This is a genomic window from Flavobacterium sp. GW821-FHT11G01, assembly GCF_058808175.1.
The window spans coordinates 196,287-212,809 of record NZ_JBXARK010000008.1 but is presented as its reverse complement, the minus strand read 5'-3'; the positions used below and the strand labels follow the sequence as shown (position 1 = coordinate 212,809).

Sequence of the window (16,523 nt, the reverse complement as noted above, 5' to 3'; positions counted from 1 at the left end):
TTAGTGTTCAGCTAAAATGCTATTAAAAAAAATTGGTCACAGATTACGCAGAATAAACGGATTTCCACGGTGTTTTAATCTTTTTAATCCGTGTAATCTGTGGCAAAACAAAAATATAAAATGAAGAAAACAGTTTTAATTACTGGAGCGACAAGCGGAATTGGAAAAGCAACCGCACAAATAATGGCAAAAAATGATTATAAAATTATTCTTTGCGGAAGACGTAAAGAACGTTTAACGGAACTTGAAAAAGAACTTTCAGCCTTTACAGAAGTTCATTCACTTTCTTTTGATGTTCGTGATAAAGAAGCTGTTTTTTCAAGTATCAATTCTTTGCCAGCAGAATTTTCGCAAATTGACGTTTTAATTAATAATGCGGGAAATGCACACGGTTTAGATCCGATTCAAAATGGAGATATTGACGATTGGGATGCCATGATTGATATCAATGTAAAAGGACTTTTGTATGTTTCAAAAGCAATTATTCCACAGATGATTGAAAGAAAGTCGGGGCATATTATTAATATTGGATCCATTGCAGGTAAAGAAGTTTATCCAAACGGAAATGTTTATTGTGCTTCAAAACATGCTGTTGATGCGATTAACAACGGAATGCGAATGGATTTGAATCCTTACGGAATCAGAGTCGGAGCAATTCATCCGGGAATGGTTGAAACCGAATTTAGCGAAGTGCGTTTTAAAGGCGATGCTGACAGAGCTTCGAATGTCTATAAAGGTTTAGATGCATTGCAAGCGGAAGATATTGCTGATATTATTCATTTTGTAGTTTCAAGAAAATACCACGTCAATATTGCTGATTTAATTGTTTTCCCGACGGCACAAGCCTCAGCAACAATTGTCAAGAAAAATATTTAATAAAAATTTTTATTGTAGAGACGCACAGTAGTGCGTCTTTTTTACGTTTTAATGTTATGGATTGAAATTAAAATGATTAAGAGTTTTAATTAGTGTAAATTAGTGCAGTTAGTGGCAGAAAAAAATTAGACCATGATCAACAAACGCCTTTTGATAAAGAATTTACTCGCGCACAACGACGAAAGCAGTTTTTATGACAAAAAAAGGCAGTTGAATTTGCATTCGCGTGAAGGCAAGGGAAAGTTTCTGAAACATATTTGCGCACTTTCAAATTCAAATCCAACCAATAATTCTTATATCGTTGTTGGAGTTGAAGATCAGGATAATGAAATTGTAGGTGATGATTTTTTTGATGATAGCCGAATTCAGAATCTTGTTAATGCTTTTTTAGAAAATCCACCTAAGATTCAATACGAAAATATACCATTTCCTAATCTTCCAAAAGATAAAGTAATAGGATTGGTTACGATTAAGCCGAAAAGCAAAATTTCTTATTTTAAAAAAGGAATTCATACTATACTTGCAAACAGTATTTTTGTTAGACGTGGAAGTAATTCGATCCCTGTAGAAATTGGTGAAGAAGTTGAAAAAAATTATCAAAATACAGAAACGGTAATTGGTATCGAAAACAGTTCCCGAAACAGTATTCAGTATACTTTAGACGGTGTTATCGATTTTATGAATTTCAGGCACAAGGACATGTCTCCGAAATATCATGTTTTCAAAGAATTATTTGTGATTTGTTGGGCAGGAGTTCCTAAAAAATCCCGTGATAAAACCTTTCTTTCCAGAGTTGATATTGAATTGATTAACGAACAAATTAAACTTTTTTATTCGGCGCAAGATGTTGTTACGATTGTTTTTGATGATGATAGTTTCACGATTACCGAATATGTTCCGTTAGGATTAAACGACAAAACAAGTTATTATCCGTTAGAGGAACAAACCATTCGTTTTTTTGATAATGGTTATTACAAAATTGATCGGAAAATGCTTTTTCAACCACCTGAATTCAATCGAAAAATGCTGTATCATATTTATAATTCAAATATGGCATTACTTCAAAAACTACAAAAAGGTTTTACATTGTCACAACGCGAAATGGTTGACCTTGAAAATCTTCCTTCTACTTTTATGATTTGTTATTTGAATGGTTTTGATGAAGCCAAACAAAAGCTTATTGATTCAAAATTGCTTTTAAAACCTTTTTCGCAGGTGTATTTGTCTTTTAAAGAAGCCTTAAGAATCTTGAGGAAAATGAAATATGATTTTCAGGAAGGTGCAAAGTAGCAGAGGTACAAAGTGACAAAGGTTTTTTGTAGGGGAGAACAACTCAAAGTGTATTTTTTGAATTGGCTCCAGCTTTAGCTGGAGATAAAAATTTGTCTGGTAACTCGGCTTTAGCCAAATGTTTTTGCAAAATCACTGATACAATAAATATTTACTTACGTTATCATACGGAAATAAAAGTTCTTTTGGGCCATCGGCGTAAGATGCGGCTTCGTATGAGTTATAATATAGGAGTAAACCTTCTTCTGTATAAAAAATATTCTGTGGCAACTGGAATTTGTCATTTTCAAACATTAAACCTGTTGCGTTAATGTTTGCTTTTGCTGGGATCTTATATTTGGCCCGAAATGTTTTTTCGGCGAAAGCCTTAAACTCTTTTTCATTTTTAAAAATCTGATCTGAAAAAATGGTTTTCCCTGTTTTAGGATTAAATAATAGAGAACGATATCCCTGATAACCATGTGCGCCGCCGGTAAAAGTGTAATGATCAATTTTTATATTAATGATTTGGCTTGATTCAAATTCTACATTCCCTTTAATTTTGCCTTCCCAGCCAAAAGTTTCATTTGGAAATTTTTTATGCATTTCTTCAAAAGAATCAATAAAAGAAGTGGTTAGTATATCGTAGTCGTTTGATTTTATTGGTTTTTCTCCAAAATAAACAATTTCTTTTACGACCGAAAAGATTTTTTTGTTGATACTATCCGCAACAATAGGAATATTTTTTGCAATTGGAATGTCAATTGTTATTATAGGACAATCTTTTTTGCACGGAAGGGTAGATTTTTTTTCAAATGTTTCATTCTTAAATGAAAGCTCTTTGTTACAACTAGTGAAAATTAAAAACAAAAAGACTAAAAAAGTATACTGTTTCATATCTCAAAGTGTTAATTATATACAAAGGTAAGAAGTTGTATCAGGATTAAAATAAATTAAACGGTAAATTTGTAGTCTAAAATAGCGTTTTAAAAACATAACTATATGAAATTCAATACTAAAGTGATTCATGGTGGTCAACATCACGACCCAAGTACCGGAGCAGTAATGCCTCCAGTGTATCAAACTTCAACTTATATTCAAACAAGTCCGGGACAGCCTTTAGGTGATTACGAATACAGCAGAGCTTCAAATCCTACTCGTACAGCCTTAGAAAATGCTTTGGCCAGTATCGAAAATGGTACTCGCGGATTGGCTTTTTCATCTGGATTAGCAGCGACCGATTGTATTTTGAGAGGATTCAAAGCTGGAGATGAAGTCATTGCAATGGATGATTTATATGGCGGAACTTATAGAATGTTCTCCAGAATTTATAAAGATTCCGGAATTAAGTTTCACTTTGTGGATATGACTGATATCGCAAAATTGAAATCATTAATCAATGAAAACACAAAGTTGATTTGGGTGGAAACACCAACAAATCCACTAATGAAATTGGCTGATATTGAAGAAATTTCAAAAATTACGAAAGAAAAGAAAATTTGGCTTGCTGTAGATAACACTTTTGCAACACCATATTTGCAAAAACCGCTTGATTTGGGTGCTGATATCGTTATGCATTCTGCAACAAAATATTTAGGAGGACATTCTGATGTTATCGCCGGAGCTTTAATTGTAAAAGATGAAGCTTTGGGAGATCAATTGCATTTTCAACAATTTGCAACTGGCGCGACTTTAGGCCCAATGGATAGTTTTTTGGTTTTAAGAGGAATTAAAACGCTTTCGTTAAGAGTACAAAGACATTGTGAAAACGGAGAAAAAGTGGTGGAATACTTAACTAAACACCCAAAAATAAAAACAGTTTATTATCCGGGATTGCCTATCCATCCATTTCATGAAATTGCCAAAAAGCAAATGAAAGCTTTTGGAGGAATGGTTTCATTTACCTTCGTTTCTGGTAAAAAGGAAGATTCAATTGCTTTTTTAGAAAAACTAAAAGTATTCACTTTGGCAGAATCATTAGGTGGAGTTGAATCATTAGCCAATCATCCGGCTTTGATGACACATGCTTCTATTCCGGCAGATAAAAGAGCTGAAGTAGGTATTACTGATGATTTGGTTCGATTAAGTGTTGGTATTGAAGATGCCGAAGATTTAATCGCCGATTTAGAACAGGCATTAGCATAAAAATAAAAACCCCCAACTCGAGAGAATTGGGGGTTTTATTTTTATTTTATTTTTTTAGAATTCTAAGTAATAAATATATCCTACGTTGAACCAAACTTGCGAATCGTTCGATTTGTTTTCTTTATAAAGATCTTTATTTGGGTTTAAACCATCAACCCAATCAGAACTGAATCCTTGATAACGAGCTTCAAACATAAGATCGCTCATTGTTGTTAATTTGTAATGAACTCCTATACCCGCTGTTACAGAAGCAACTATTCCATTTTCACTCGAAAAACCATATGGACGACCATCTGAAGGAGTTAAGTATTTTGGGAAAGTAGTTTGAGGAAGACCTAATGTTCCTAATCTCGAATCAACTTTGGTAGAATAGTAACTAACCTGAAATCCTAAACTTAAGTAAGGGCTAAAACCACCTATTGTATTTTCAAAATCATGAATTTTCATGAACGGAGAATATTCCAATTGAGCTCCAAGGTTTACTAATGTAGAACTACCGTGCATTGCTCTAAGGTGCTGAACCAAATTTTTTAGTTTTTCTCTTTCTACCCATTCACCAAAATGTTCCAGTTTAGTGGTGTTGAAAGATAGCTCTGATCTTACTTTGAAATGTTCTGAAAAAAAACTTTCATGGTTATTATTGGCAGAAAAGTTGATAAAGTGCACAATTCCAACTCCGATTCCAGAATTTCCAACATTCGTTTTAAAATCATGTCTTTGTCCATAATCAGATTGAAAAGTAACGGGGCCGAATACTATTCCTACTTCTTGTGCAATACCTTGTGCGTTTGATACTGATGAAATTCCGATAAAGGCGAATAATGTGAGTATTATAGGTTTAAGCATGTTTTTTTGGCTTTCAAATAATGGCAAATATATAAAAAACATGTACGATTCAAAATAATATATTCGTCTATTAAAAAATAAGTAACAAAATACTTAATTTGTTAACTTTAAGTAGGTTGTTTCGGTGTAAAATTAATAGTGTAAAATGCTATTTTTGGTAAAGTTTGAAAAATACACAATTCAGTTCTGTAAAATAAAAAAAATCACATTACATCCGCATTTTGTTATATCTTTGTACGTTGAAACGAAAACGTTTTCTTAAACGTATTTTCTTATTTAATTGAGCGAAAATTAAAATAATTTATCTGAATAATTTATTTAAAAATGGAACAAAAAATAAATGAATTTATGGCTCTTGTAGAGTCAAAAAATCCAAACGAGCCAGAGTTTCTTCAAGCCGTTAGAGAATTTGCAGAAACGGTAATTCCATTTATTGCAGAGCGTAAAAAATACGATGGAAAAAACTTACTTCTTAGAATTGCTGAACCAGAACGTTCTATAATATTTAGAGTTCCCTGGGTTGATGATAGAGGAGAAATCATTGTAAACAGAGGTTTTAGAATTCAGATGAATTCTGCAATCGGACCTTATAAAGGAGGAATTAGATTCCATCACTCTGTAAACCTATCAGTTTTAAAATTCCTTGCTTTCGAACAAGTATTTAAAAATAGTCTGACTACACTGCCAATGGGTGGTGGTAAAGGAGGATCTGATTTTGATCCGGAAGGAAAATCAGATGCTGAAGTAATGCGTTTTTGTCAATCTTTCATGACGGAATTATGTCGTCATATTGGTCCTGATTTAGATGTACCAGCAGGAGATATTGGTGTTGGAGCAAGAGAAATTGGATATTTATTTGGTCAATATAAAAGAATAAGAAATGAATTTACAGGTGTTTTAACCGGTAAAGGAATTGCTTACGGAGGATCATTAATCAGACCTGAAGCTACTGGATACGGAGTTGTTTATTTTACAGATCAAATGCTTAAAACTATTGGGCATGACATTAAAGGTAAAAGAGTAGCAATTTCTGGATTCGGAAATGTGGCTTGGGGTGTTGCTTTGAAAATAAATGAATTAGGAGGAAAAGTATTGACTATTTCTGGTCCTGATGGATATATTTATGATGAAGACGGAATCTCTGGTGAGAAAATCGATCATATGCTTGAAATGAGAGCCACTGGTGATAACAGAGCAGAAGTTTATCTTAAGAAATATCCAAACGCAGTTTTTCATAAAGGAAAAAGTCCATGGGAAGTAAAAGTTGATATTGCAATTCCATGTGCTACTCAAAATGAATTAAATGGCGAAGATGCTCAAAAACTAATTGATAATGGTGTTTTATGTGTTACTGAAGCTGCAAACATGCCTTCTACATTAGATGCTATTAAATTATTTTTAGATAATAAAGTATTGTTTGCTCCAGGAAAAGCGGCTAACGCTGGTGGTGTTGCTGCATCTGGATTAGAAATGACGCAAAACTCAATTCGTCTAAACTGGACTAGTGAGGAAGTTGATTTGAGATTAAAAGATATTATGGTTGGAATTCACAACCAGTGTAAAAAATACGGCGTTGGTGAAGATGGTTATGTAAACTACGTAAAAGGAGCGAACATTGCCGGATTTGTTAAAGTTGCCGATGCTATGCTTGCGCAAGGTGTAGTATAAGTTTTGTTTTAGTTCTAAAGTGCCTTCATTTATCGAAAGATAAATCGGAGGCATTTTTTATTTGTATAAGAACAAAATTCAAATACTTTCGTTTGTATTATATTTGTCTATCTGAATATATCAAAAATGAAGAAAAGATTTCTCTATATTTTGTTACTGCTTTTTATGCAATTAAATTTTGCACAGAATAATTTGTCGTGGCAAGGTTATTTTTCATTTAATGAAATAAAAGATATTTCAGAGTCTGCAACAACCGTTTATGCGGCTTCAGAAAACGCTTTGTTTTCTAAAAATGCGGCAACAAATTCAGTAAAAACAACTACTACTGTTGACGGACTTTCTGGTCAGACCATTTCTGCAGTATATTATAGTGAAGCTTTCAAAAAAACGATTGTGGGTTACGAAAATGGCTTAATGATCGTGATCAATGAAACAGATGGTAGCATGCTTAAAGTAGTTGATATTATAAATAAGCAATTAGCTCCAAATCTCAAGAAAATTAATCATTTTATGGAACATAACGGTTTGGTTTATGTTTCTTGTGATTTCGGAATTGTGCAGTTTAATTTAACAACTTTACAATTTGGAGATACTTATTTTATTGGAGATAACGGAGCGGAAATAAGCGTAAAGCAAACTGCTTTTTTTAACGGATTTATTTACGCCGCAACTTCAAGCGGTATTAGAAAGGCAAATAGTACAAGTCCGAATTTAAATGATTTTAGTCAATGGACAGTTGTAAATTCAGGGGATTGGTCGAGTGTAGAAACTTTAGATACAGAACTTATCGCGATTAATACTGTTGGGTATATTCATAGATTTAATTCGGTTACTTTTGTTGGTTTTTTGCAGCTTCCGCAGCCATCTACAGATATGAGGGCAAAGAATCACAATTTGTTTATTACGACTCCAGGTACGGTTTATATTTATAATAATCAAATGATTTTGAACCGACAAATTACTAATAATCAGGTTTTAGATAATACTGTGACTTTAACCTGTGCAACAGCTGTTGGAGATGCAATGTACATCGGCACAAAAGAAAAAGGTTTGTTTTCTACCTCTCTTTCAAGTAATGGCAGCTTTGAGAATATTACACCAACTGGTCCTTCACGGAACAATATTTTTTCATTAGATGTAACTCCAAACGTTCTTTGGACGGTTTATGGTGATTATGATTCATTTTATAATCCGTATCCCTTAGATAGTTATGGAATAAGCAAATACAATACTTCAGGTTGGTTAAATATTCCATATTCTGAAGTGTATGACGCCAAATCGATCACCAGAATTATTGTAAATCCTACTAATGAAAAACAGGTTTATGCGAGTTCATTTTTCTCCGGATTATTAAAAATTGAAGATGATGTTCCGCAATTTTTATACAATGAAAAAAATAGTGGTTTAGAATCGATTACTACTGAAGGCCCAAATTATATAGATGTCCGCATAAACGGAACTGCTTTTGATAAAACGGGAAATCTTTGGGTAACCAATAGCCGAATCAAAAACGGATTGAAAGTTTTGAGAACTAATGGTCAATGGGGAAGTTATGCGATGACTTCGATTATAGACAATTCTGAGGCTAGTAGTTATGCGAATATCGTAATTGATAGAAATAATGTAAAATGGATTGCAACTAATAGAGATGGTGTTGTTGGTTTTAACGAGGCTACTAATACATTCAGGAAAATGACATTTGGTGCCGATGCCGGGAACCTTCCAATAGCAGACGTAAGATCGATTGCAATTGATGCCAAAAATCAACTTTGGATTGGAACTACAAAAGGATTGAGGGTGTTGTCGAATATAAGTAGTTTTCAAAATGATAGCCAGTTAAAAGCAAATCCGATTATTATTATGGAAGATAATTTGGCTCAGGAATTACTTTACGAGCAATTTATTACTTCGATCGCAGTTGACGGAGCCAATAATAAATGGATTGGAACTTCAGATTCTGGTGTTTTTATGGTGTCGCCAAATGGTCAGGAAACAAAATATCATTTTACTATAAGTAATTCGCCTTTGCCAAGTAATGCTGTAAACGACATCAAAATTAACAGCACAACCGGAGAAGTTTTTATTGCAACCAATAAAGGAATGATTTCTTTTAAAGGAATTGCAACTGGTGCCAACGATGATTTAACTAATGTTTATGTCTATCCTAATCCGGTTCGTCCAACCTATTCCGGAACCGTAAAAGTGGCTGGATTAATTGATAAAGCCAATATTAAAATTACAGATATAGAAGGGAATTTGGTTTACGAAACAACTTCTGAAGGGGGAACGATTGAATGGGATACAACTGCTTTTGGAAGATATAAAGTAGCTTCAGGAGTTTATATGATTTTTATTTCTGCTCAGGATGGGGGTGAAACTAAAGTTAAAAAAGTAATGATTATTCGATAGAGAGATTTAAGTAAATAAAAACAATTAATCAAACATAAAACTATAAACCAACAGAATGCTTTTTAATTCCATAGACTTTGCAATATTTTTACCAATTGTGTTTCTTCTCTATTGGTTTGCGACAAATAAATCACTTAAACTTCAGAATGTTTTACTGCTTATATCAAGTTATTTTTTTTATGCTTGTTGGGATTGGAGGTTTTTATTTTTATTGATTTTCTCCACATTATTAGATTATTTTACAGGAATCAAAATGTCAGAATCTAAAAATAAAACTGAAAAAAAGTTTTGGTTCTGGCTGAGTATATCTGTAAATCTCGGTTTTCTGGGTGTTTTTAAATATTATAATTTTTTTGTTCATTCATTTGCAGATGCCATCTCTAATTTTGGCTTGCATATAAATCCCTGGACATTAAAAATAATCTTGCCTATTGGGATTTCATTTTACACTTTTCATGGTTTGTCGTATGTAATTGACATTTATAAAGGCAGAATTAAAGCCGAAAAGAATATTATTGATTATTCTTTATTTGTGAGTTTCTTTCCTTTACTTGTTGCCGGACCTATAGAACGAGCGACACATCTTTTACCGCAAATTCAGAAAAAAAGAACTTTTGATTATGATAAGGCGGTTGATGGATTAAGGCAGATTTTATGGGGATTATTTAAAAAAATTGTAATTGCTGATCAGTGTGCCCAATACGTTAATACAATTTTTAATAATTCAGCTGAATATTCAGGAAGTACACTTTTGTTAGGAGCAGTGTTTTTTTCATTCCAGATTTATGGAGACTTTTCGGGTTATTCAGATATTGCGATAGGAGTTGCACGCCTTTTTGGTATCGACTTACTTAAGAATTTTGCTTTCCCTTATTTTTCCAGAGATATTGCAGAGTTTTGGAGAAGATGGCATATTTCTCTTTCTACTTGGTTTAGAGATTATTTATATATTCCGTTAGGAGGAAGTAAAGGCGGGGTGTGGATGAAAGTTAGAAATACGTTTATTATTTTCTTAGTAAGCGGATTTTGGCATGGAGCCAATTGGACTTTTATTGTTTGGGGTTTTTTAAATGCTTTGTACATTATGCCGTCTATTATTTTTAATACAAATCGAAATAATTTAGATATTGTAGCTCAAGGTAAATATCTGCCAACTATTAAAGAAGCTATTCAAATGATTGTAACATTTAATTTAACCGTTTTTGCATGGATATTTTTTAGAGCAAATAATATAGAGCACGCTTTAAGTTATATTTCGGAAATATTTTCAGGTTCATTGTTTTCAAAACCAGTAATTAGACCGACAATTTTATTTGTTTTAATTTTAATATTTATTGCCATAGAATGGCTGGGTAGAGAAGAACAATTTGCCTTAGCTAAATTGGGAGTAAAATGGAAATCACCACTCAGATATGCATTGTATTATATTATTATAATCGCAATTTTTGTATTTAGTGGGGAGAAACAACAATTTATTTATTTTCAGTTTTAATCTATGAAAAAAATTATTTTTAAAACATCCTTTTTTGTATTTCCGTTCATGCTTCTGTATGTGGTTACATTGTTGTTTTATAGTAACTCTGAATCTCCAGATTTAATACGTTTGGGTTGTTTTCCAAACGTTTTTAAAGAATATAGAAATGTGTTCCAGGATGAATTTAAACGTGAAATTTACTTTAATAAAATTTCAAAAAGAAAAAGAAGAAAAGAAAAAATCCTTACTATTGGAGATTCATTTTCTGAGCAGGATAATTATGGGTATAAAAATTATCTTGCAGAAAAATTTAATGTTTTACACATTGACAGATTTATTTCCGGAAATCAGGTTCAGACATTATATGAATTGGTAAATGGAGATTTTTTTGAAAAGCAAAATATTGAATATGTAATATTGGAAAACGTAGAGAGAACTTTTATTTCTAATGCAAAAAATATAGATTCTTCAAAAATAATGATTGCATCTCAATTAGATAATCTAGGGCGTAATCATAAACTTTCTGAAAGTGACAAAGAAGATACATTTTTTTCAAAAAAAACTATTCAATTTCCTTTTTCAATGCTTCGGTATTACTTTAGTCAAAATTATCTATCCAATAGATATGTTTACAATGTGGTTCTGAACAGAAATAATTTATTTAGCATTAATGAGAGTAATTTATTGTTTTTTTATAAAGATCTGTATTGTTTGGAAGAAAATAATGATTTGGGAGAAGTTCAAAAATTAAATAATGTTTTAAATAATTTGTCGAATAAGTTGAAAGGTAAAAATGTAAAGCTTATTGTTTTGCCAGCACCCGATAAATATGATCTTTACTATGATTATATTGTTGATAAAACCAAGTTCCCGCGACCATTGTTTTTTAATCATTTAAGTGCGCTTAAAAAAGATTATATATACATAGATTCAAAGAAAATTCTATCTGCTCAATTAGAAAGTAAAAAAGATATTTATTTTTATGATGATACGCATTGGTCGCCAGTTGCTTCTAAAATTGTAACAGATGAAATAAAAAAAGCAATAAATTGAACCTGTAAAGTAATAAGTGTTTGATTTTAGTTAAATTTCAACTATTATGAAGAATTAGAATCTAAAGTGATGCAAATCAAAACCAAAGCAATAGTAATTTCATCCTTAAAATTTCAGGAAAAAAGTCTGATTGTAAAGTGTTTTACGCTTTCAAATGGCCTGAAGTCTTATTTTGTGCGTGATGCTTTTTCTAGTCGGAAAGCCAGTCAGAAAATAGCTTACTTTCAGCCTTTTTCTATTTTGGAAATTGAAGCCGTTCATAAAAATAAAGGTACTTTAGAAAATTTTAAAGAAATCAAAACGGCAGTTCCTTTTCAGACGATTCATACTGATGTAGTGAAAAGTACAATCGTAATGTTTCTTTCAGAAATGTTACATTATTCGATTCAGGAAGAAGAAAAAAACGAATCACTTTTTGTGTTTTTAGAAACAGCATTGACTTGGTTGGATCATCATGATGAAATCTCTAATTTTCATTTGATTTTACTTTTAGAAGTAACAAAATATCTTGGGTTTTATCCGGATATTTCTGAAATTGATTTGCCTTATTTTGAAATGATTGAAGGTATTTTTACCTCTTTTCATGGAATAAATGCTTTGACTGAACACGAAACAAATCTTCTAAAAAAACTGATTGATCTGAAATTTGATAACGATCAAAAAGTTTTTCATGTACTGGAAAGACAAATACTGCTAAAAATCCTGATTGACTATTATAGTTTTCATTTGGATGGATTCAAAAAACCTAAATCTTTAGAGGTTTTAAAGGAGGTTTTCTCGTAAATTTCTAAAATGAGCGATTTTTTTTGCGGAATATACCTGAAATTTCCTCACAGCGCTCTTTTTTCTGTCATCTTTTATCTATTTTCCTCAAAATTCCTTACTTTCGCACCTCGTTTAAGAAAAGGATAAAATGAGCACAAAATTTACTGAATACAAAGGACTTGACTTACCAACAGTAGCGTCAGAAGTTCTTGATTTTTGGAAGAAAGAGAATATATTTGAAAAGAGTGTAACTACTCGCGAAGGTGCAGAACCTTACGTATTTTTTGAAGGTCCGCCTTCAGCAAACGGATTACCGGGAATTCACCACGTGATGGCGCGTGCGATTAAAGATATTTTTTGCAGATATAAAACTCAAAAAGGTTTTCAGGTAAAAAGAAAAGCCGGATGGGATACTCACGGTTTGCCTGTTGAATTAGGTACTGAGAAAGAATTAGGGATTACAAAAGAAGATATTGGTAAAACAATTTCGATCGAAGAATATAACGAAGCGTGTAAAAAAACCGTAATGCGTTATACGGACGTATGGAATGATTTGACCGAAAAAATGGGTTATTGGGTTGATATGGAAGATCCATATGTAACTTATAAGCCAAAATATATGGAGTCTGTTTGGTGGCTTTTGAAACAAATCTACAATAAAGGTTTGTTGTACAAAGGATACACAATTCAGCCGTATTCTCCAAAAGCAGGAACTGGATTATCTTCTCACGAAGTAAATCAGCCTGGAGCTTACAGAGATGTTACGGATACTACAATTGTAGCGCAATTCAAAACTTTACCGGAAACACTTCCGAGCTTTTTACAAGGTTTTGGAGATATTCACATTTTGGCATGGACGACAACGCCTTGGACATTGCCTTCGAATACCGCTTTAACAGTTGGTCCAAAAATCGATTATGTTTTAGTACAAACTTTCAATCAATATACTTTTGAACCGGTAAATGTTGTTTTGGCTAAGAATTTAGTTGGAAAACAATTCGGAAAAGGATTTTTTGCAAGTGAAGAAGACGCTGATTTCGACAAAGTAAAAAATGGCGACAAACAACTTCCATACAAAATTTTAGCAGAAGCAAAAGGTGCTGATTTAGTAGAAATCCGTTACGAGCAATTATTACCGTACGTATTGCCTTATCAAAATGCAGAAAATGCATTTAGAGTAATTGCCGGAGATTTTGTTACTACAGAAGACGGAACAGGAGTTGTACACACCGCTCCAACTTTTGGTGCTGATGATGCTAAAGTAGCAAAAGAAGCAAAACCTGAAGTGCCGCCAATGTTGGTTTTAGACGAAAATGGAACTGCAGTTCCCTTAGTAGATTTACAAGGAAAATTCACTTCTCATTTAGGTGATTTGGCCGGTAAATATGTGAAAAATGAATATTATGATGCAGGTCAGGCGCCAGAGCGTTCTGTTGATGTTGAAATTGCTATTCGATTAAAAGAAGAAAATAAAGCCTTTAAGGTTGAAAAATACGTACATAGTTATCCACACAGTTGGAGAACTGATGAGCCGTTATTATATTATCCACTAGACTCCTGGTTCATTAAAGTAACCGATGTAAAAGATAGAATGTTCGACCTGAACGAAACTATCAATTGGAAGCCTAAGTCTACTGGTGAGGGACGTTTTGGAAATTGGTTGAAAAATGCCAACGACTGGAACTTATCTCGTTCTAGATATTGGGGTATTCCGTTACCAATTTGGAGAACAGAAGACAAAAAAGAAGAAGTTCTTATTGGTTCTGTTGAAGAATTGTATAATGCGATTGAAAAATCTATCGAAGCTGGTTTTCAAAAAGAAAATCCGTTCAAAGGTTTCGAAATCGGAAATATGTCTGAAATAAATTATGATTTAATCGATTTACATAAAAATGTGGTCGATCAAATTACTTTAGTTTCAGCGTCAGGCCAGCCAATGAAACGTGAGAGCGATTTAATTGATGTTTGGTTTGATTCAGGAGCAATGCCTTACGCCCAGTGGCATTATCCTTTTGAGAATAAAGATAAAATTGACGAGAATAAAGATTTTCCTGCGAATTTCATCGCTGAAGGTGTAGATCAGACTCGTGGATGGTTTTATACCTTACACGCGATCGGAACTTTGGTTTTTGATAAAGTAGCGTACAAAAATGTTGTTTCGAATGGTTTGGTTTTGGATAAAAACGGACAAAAAATGTCGAAACGTTTAGGAAACGCGACAGATCCTTTTGAAACGATTGCAGAATATGGTCCTGATGCCACACGTTGGTACATGATCTCAAACGCAAATCCGTGGGATAACTTAAAATTTGATATTGAAGGAATTGCCGAAGTTCGTCGTAAATTCTTCGGAACATTATACAACACTTATTCTTTCTTTTCGTTATATGCTAACATCGACGGATTTAAATACGCTGAAGCGGAAATTCCGTTAAACGAAAGACCTGAAATCGATCAATGGATTATTTCTGAATTGAATACTTTAATAAAGTTTGTTGACGAATGTTATGAAGATTACGAGCCAACAAAAGCGACAAGAGCTATTTCTGAATTCGTTCAGGAGAACTTGAGTAACTGGTACGTTCGTTTATGTCGTCGTCGTTTCTGGAAAGGGGAATATGCTCATGATAAAATTGCAGCTTACCAAACACTTTATACTTGTTTATTAACGATAAGCAAATTAAGCGCTCCTGTAGCTCCTTTTTTCATGGATAAATTGTACCGCGATTTGACAGCTTCTACAGGAACTGAGAATTTTGCCAGTGTTCACTTGGCTGAATTCCCAAAATTTGTCGAAAACTTTGTTAATAAAACGTTAGAGAGTAAAATGCAGAAAGCGCAAACTATCTCTTCTTTGGTTTTATCACTTAGAAAAAAGGAAATGATCAAAGTGCGTCAACCTTTGCAAAAGGTAATGATTCCGGTGCTTGACGAGAATCAGAGAGCTGAAATTGAAGCTATTTCAGAGCTTGTAAAAGCGGAAGTAAACGTTAAAGAAATCATACTTTTGGATGATGATTCCGGTATTTTGGTGAAACAAATTAAGCCTAATTTTAAAGCTTTAGGACCACGTTTCGGTAAGGATATGGGTCTGATTTCCAAAGAAATACAATCTTTTTCGGCGGATCAGATTAACCAGTTGGACAAGCAGGGAACGCTGGATATTGTTATTTCTGGAAATAATGTAACTTTATCACTAGAAGACGTCGAAATAACATCGCAGGATATTGAAGGATGGTTGGTTGCAAACTCAAACGGAATTACGGTTGCGCTTGATATTACAATCTCTGAAGAATTGAAAAACGAGGGAATCGCAAGAGAATTGGTAAACAGAATTCAAAATATCCGTAAAGATTCTGGATTTGAAGTTACCGATAAGATTAAGGTTCAAATAAAAAGAAGTGGCTTATTAGAAGAAGCTATTCTAAAAAATGAAGACTATATTAAGTCTGAGACATTAACAGAAGATTTGGTTTTTGTTGACGCTTTAGAAAACGGCACAGAAATTGAGTTTGATGATATTAAAACAATGCTATTAATTTCAAAATAATATAATACAATGATAGATGAAATTACAAGATACTCTGATGCTGATTTAGCAGAGTTCAAAGAAATAATTCAAAACAAAATACAAAAAGCACAAGCCGATCTGGATTTAATTAAAAGTGCTTACATGAATGATTTGAATAACGGAACAGATGATACTTCTCCAACTTTTAAAGCATTTGAAGAAGGAAGCGAAACAATGTCTAAAGAAGCGAACTCACAGTTGGCTATCAGACAGGAAAAGTTTATACGCGATCTAAAAAACGCATTATTCCGTGTTGAAAATAAAACATATGGTATCTGTAAAGTAACAGGTAAATTAATCAGCAAAGAAAGGCTTAAAATTGTTCCTCATGCTACAATGAGTATCGAAGCTAAAAACTTGCAACGATAATATTTGTATATTGCAAAGAATTAACGCTCCTTTAGGAGCGTTTTTTTTGATTAAATTGTTACTTTTGCGCATCAAAAA

The 16,523-nt window shown here is 32.9% G+C and carries 12 protein-coding genes; 10 read left to right on the top strand and 2 right to left on the bottom strand.

What is annotated here, in order from left to right; all coding sequences use genetic code 11:
• Nucleotides 1–120: 120 nt before the first annotated feature.
• Both AC1RRN_RS15640 and AC1RRN_RS15635 read left to right on the top strand, forming a co-directional pair.
• Nucleotides 121–876: an SDR family NAD(P)-dependent oxidoreductase gene (locus AC1RRN_RS15640; protein WP_492968185.1), complete on the top strand. Its 756-nt coding sequence runs from the start codon at nucleotides 121–123 to the stop codon at nucleotides 874–876.
• 132 nt (nucleotides 877–1,008) lie between these two features.
• Nucleotides 1,009–2,166: an ATP-binding protein gene (locus AC1RRN_RS15635; protein WP_492968184.1), complete on the top strand. Its 1,158-nt coding sequence runs from the start codon at nucleotides 1,009–1,011 to the stop codon at nucleotides 2,164–2,166.
• 132 nt (nucleotides 2,167–2,298) lie between these two features.
• On the opposite strand, the gene AC1RRN_RS15630 is transcribed toward AC1RRN_RS15635, so the two are convergent.
• Nucleotides 2,299–3,042, bottom strand: a complete 744-nt coding sequence (locus tag AC1RRN_RS15630) for a DUF3298 and DUF4163 domain-containing protein (protein WP_492968183.1) — start codon at nucleotides 3,040–3,042, stop codon at nucleotides 2,299–2,301.
• A gap of 105 nt (nucleotides 3,043–3,147) precedes the next feature.
• Here AC1RRN_RS15630 and AC1RRN_RS15625 point away from each other — a divergent pair, with 105 nt between their 5' ends.
• A complete protein-coding gene (locus tag AC1RRN_RS15625; RefSeq protein ID WP_492968182.1) occupies nucleotides 3,148–4,290 on the top strand; it encodes a cystathionine gamma-synthase in 1,143 nt (380 codons plus the stop codon).
• Nucleotides 4,291–4,344: 54 nt separating this feature from the next.
• On the opposite strand, the gene AC1RRN_RS15620 is transcribed toward AC1RRN_RS15625, so the two are convergent.
• Entirely contained in the window at nucleotides 4,345–5,136 is a 792-nt protein-coding gene (locus tag AC1RRN_RS15620) for a THC0290_0291 family protein (protein ID WP_492968181.1), read from the bottom strand.
• 324 nt (nucleotides 5,137–5,460) lie between these two features.
• Between AC1RRN_RS15620 and gdhA the strand changes: the two genes are divergently transcribed.
• The 7 genes from gdhA (at nucleotide 5,461) to AC1RRN_RS15585 (ending at nucleotide 16,445) form a co-directional block, all read left to right on the top strand.
• On the top strand, nucleotides 5,461–6,804 hold the full coding sequence (gene gdhA, locus AC1RRN_RS15615) for an NADP-specific glutamate dehydrogenase (protein WP_492968180.1): 1,344 nt from the start codon (nucleotides 5,461–5,463) through the stop codon (nucleotides 6,802–6,804).
• Nucleotides 6,805–6,930: 126 nt separating this feature from the next.
• Nucleotides 6,931–9,213 (top strand): type IX secretion system anionic LPS delivery protein PorZ, encoded by a 2,283-nt coding sequence (porZ, locus tag AC1RRN_RS15610; protein WP_492968179.1) that lies wholly within the window; start codon nucleotides 6,931–6,933, stop codon nucleotides 9,211–9,213.
• A gap of 55 nt (nucleotides 9,214–9,268) precedes the next feature.
• The gene (locus AC1RRN_RS15605) at nucleotides 9,269–10,705 is read left to right on the top strand and encodes an MBOAT family O-acyltransferase (RefSeq protein ID WP_492968178.1); all 1,437 of its coding nucleotides are present in this window, start codon (nucleotides 9,269–9,271) and stop codon (nucleotides 10,703–10,705) included.
• 3 nt (nucleotides 10,706–10,708) lie between these two features.
• A complete protein-coding gene (locus AC1RRN_RS15600) occupies nucleotides 10,709–11,740 on the top strand; it encodes an alginate O-acetyltransferase AlgX-related protein (protein ID WP_492968177.1) in 1,032 nt (343 codons plus the stop codon).
• A 69-nt stretch (nucleotides 11,741–11,809) separates the two neighbouring features.
• On the top strand, nucleotides 11,810–12,523 hold the full coding sequence (gene recO / locus AC1RRN_RS15595; protein WP_492968176.1) for a DNA repair protein RecO: 714 nt from the start codon (nucleotides 11,810–11,812) through the stop codon (nucleotides 12,521–12,523).
• Between the two features lie 130 nt (nucleotides 12,524–12,653).
• Nucleotides 12,654–16,055 carry an isoleucine--tRNA ligase gene (gene ileS / locus AC1RRN_RS15590; protein ID WP_492968175.1) on the top strand — a complete coding sequence of 1,134 codons (3,402 nt, stop codon included), beginning with the start codon at nucleotides 12,654–12,656 and terminating at the stop codon, nucleotides 16,053–16,055.
• 9 nt (nucleotides 16,056–16,064) lie between these two features.
• A complete protein-coding gene (locus AC1RRN_RS15585; RefSeq protein ID WP_026983623.1) occupies nucleotides 16,065–16,445 on the top strand; it encodes a TraR/DksA family transcriptional regulator in 381 nt (126 codons plus the stop codon).
• Nucleotides 16,446–16,523: the final 78 nt, after the last annotated feature.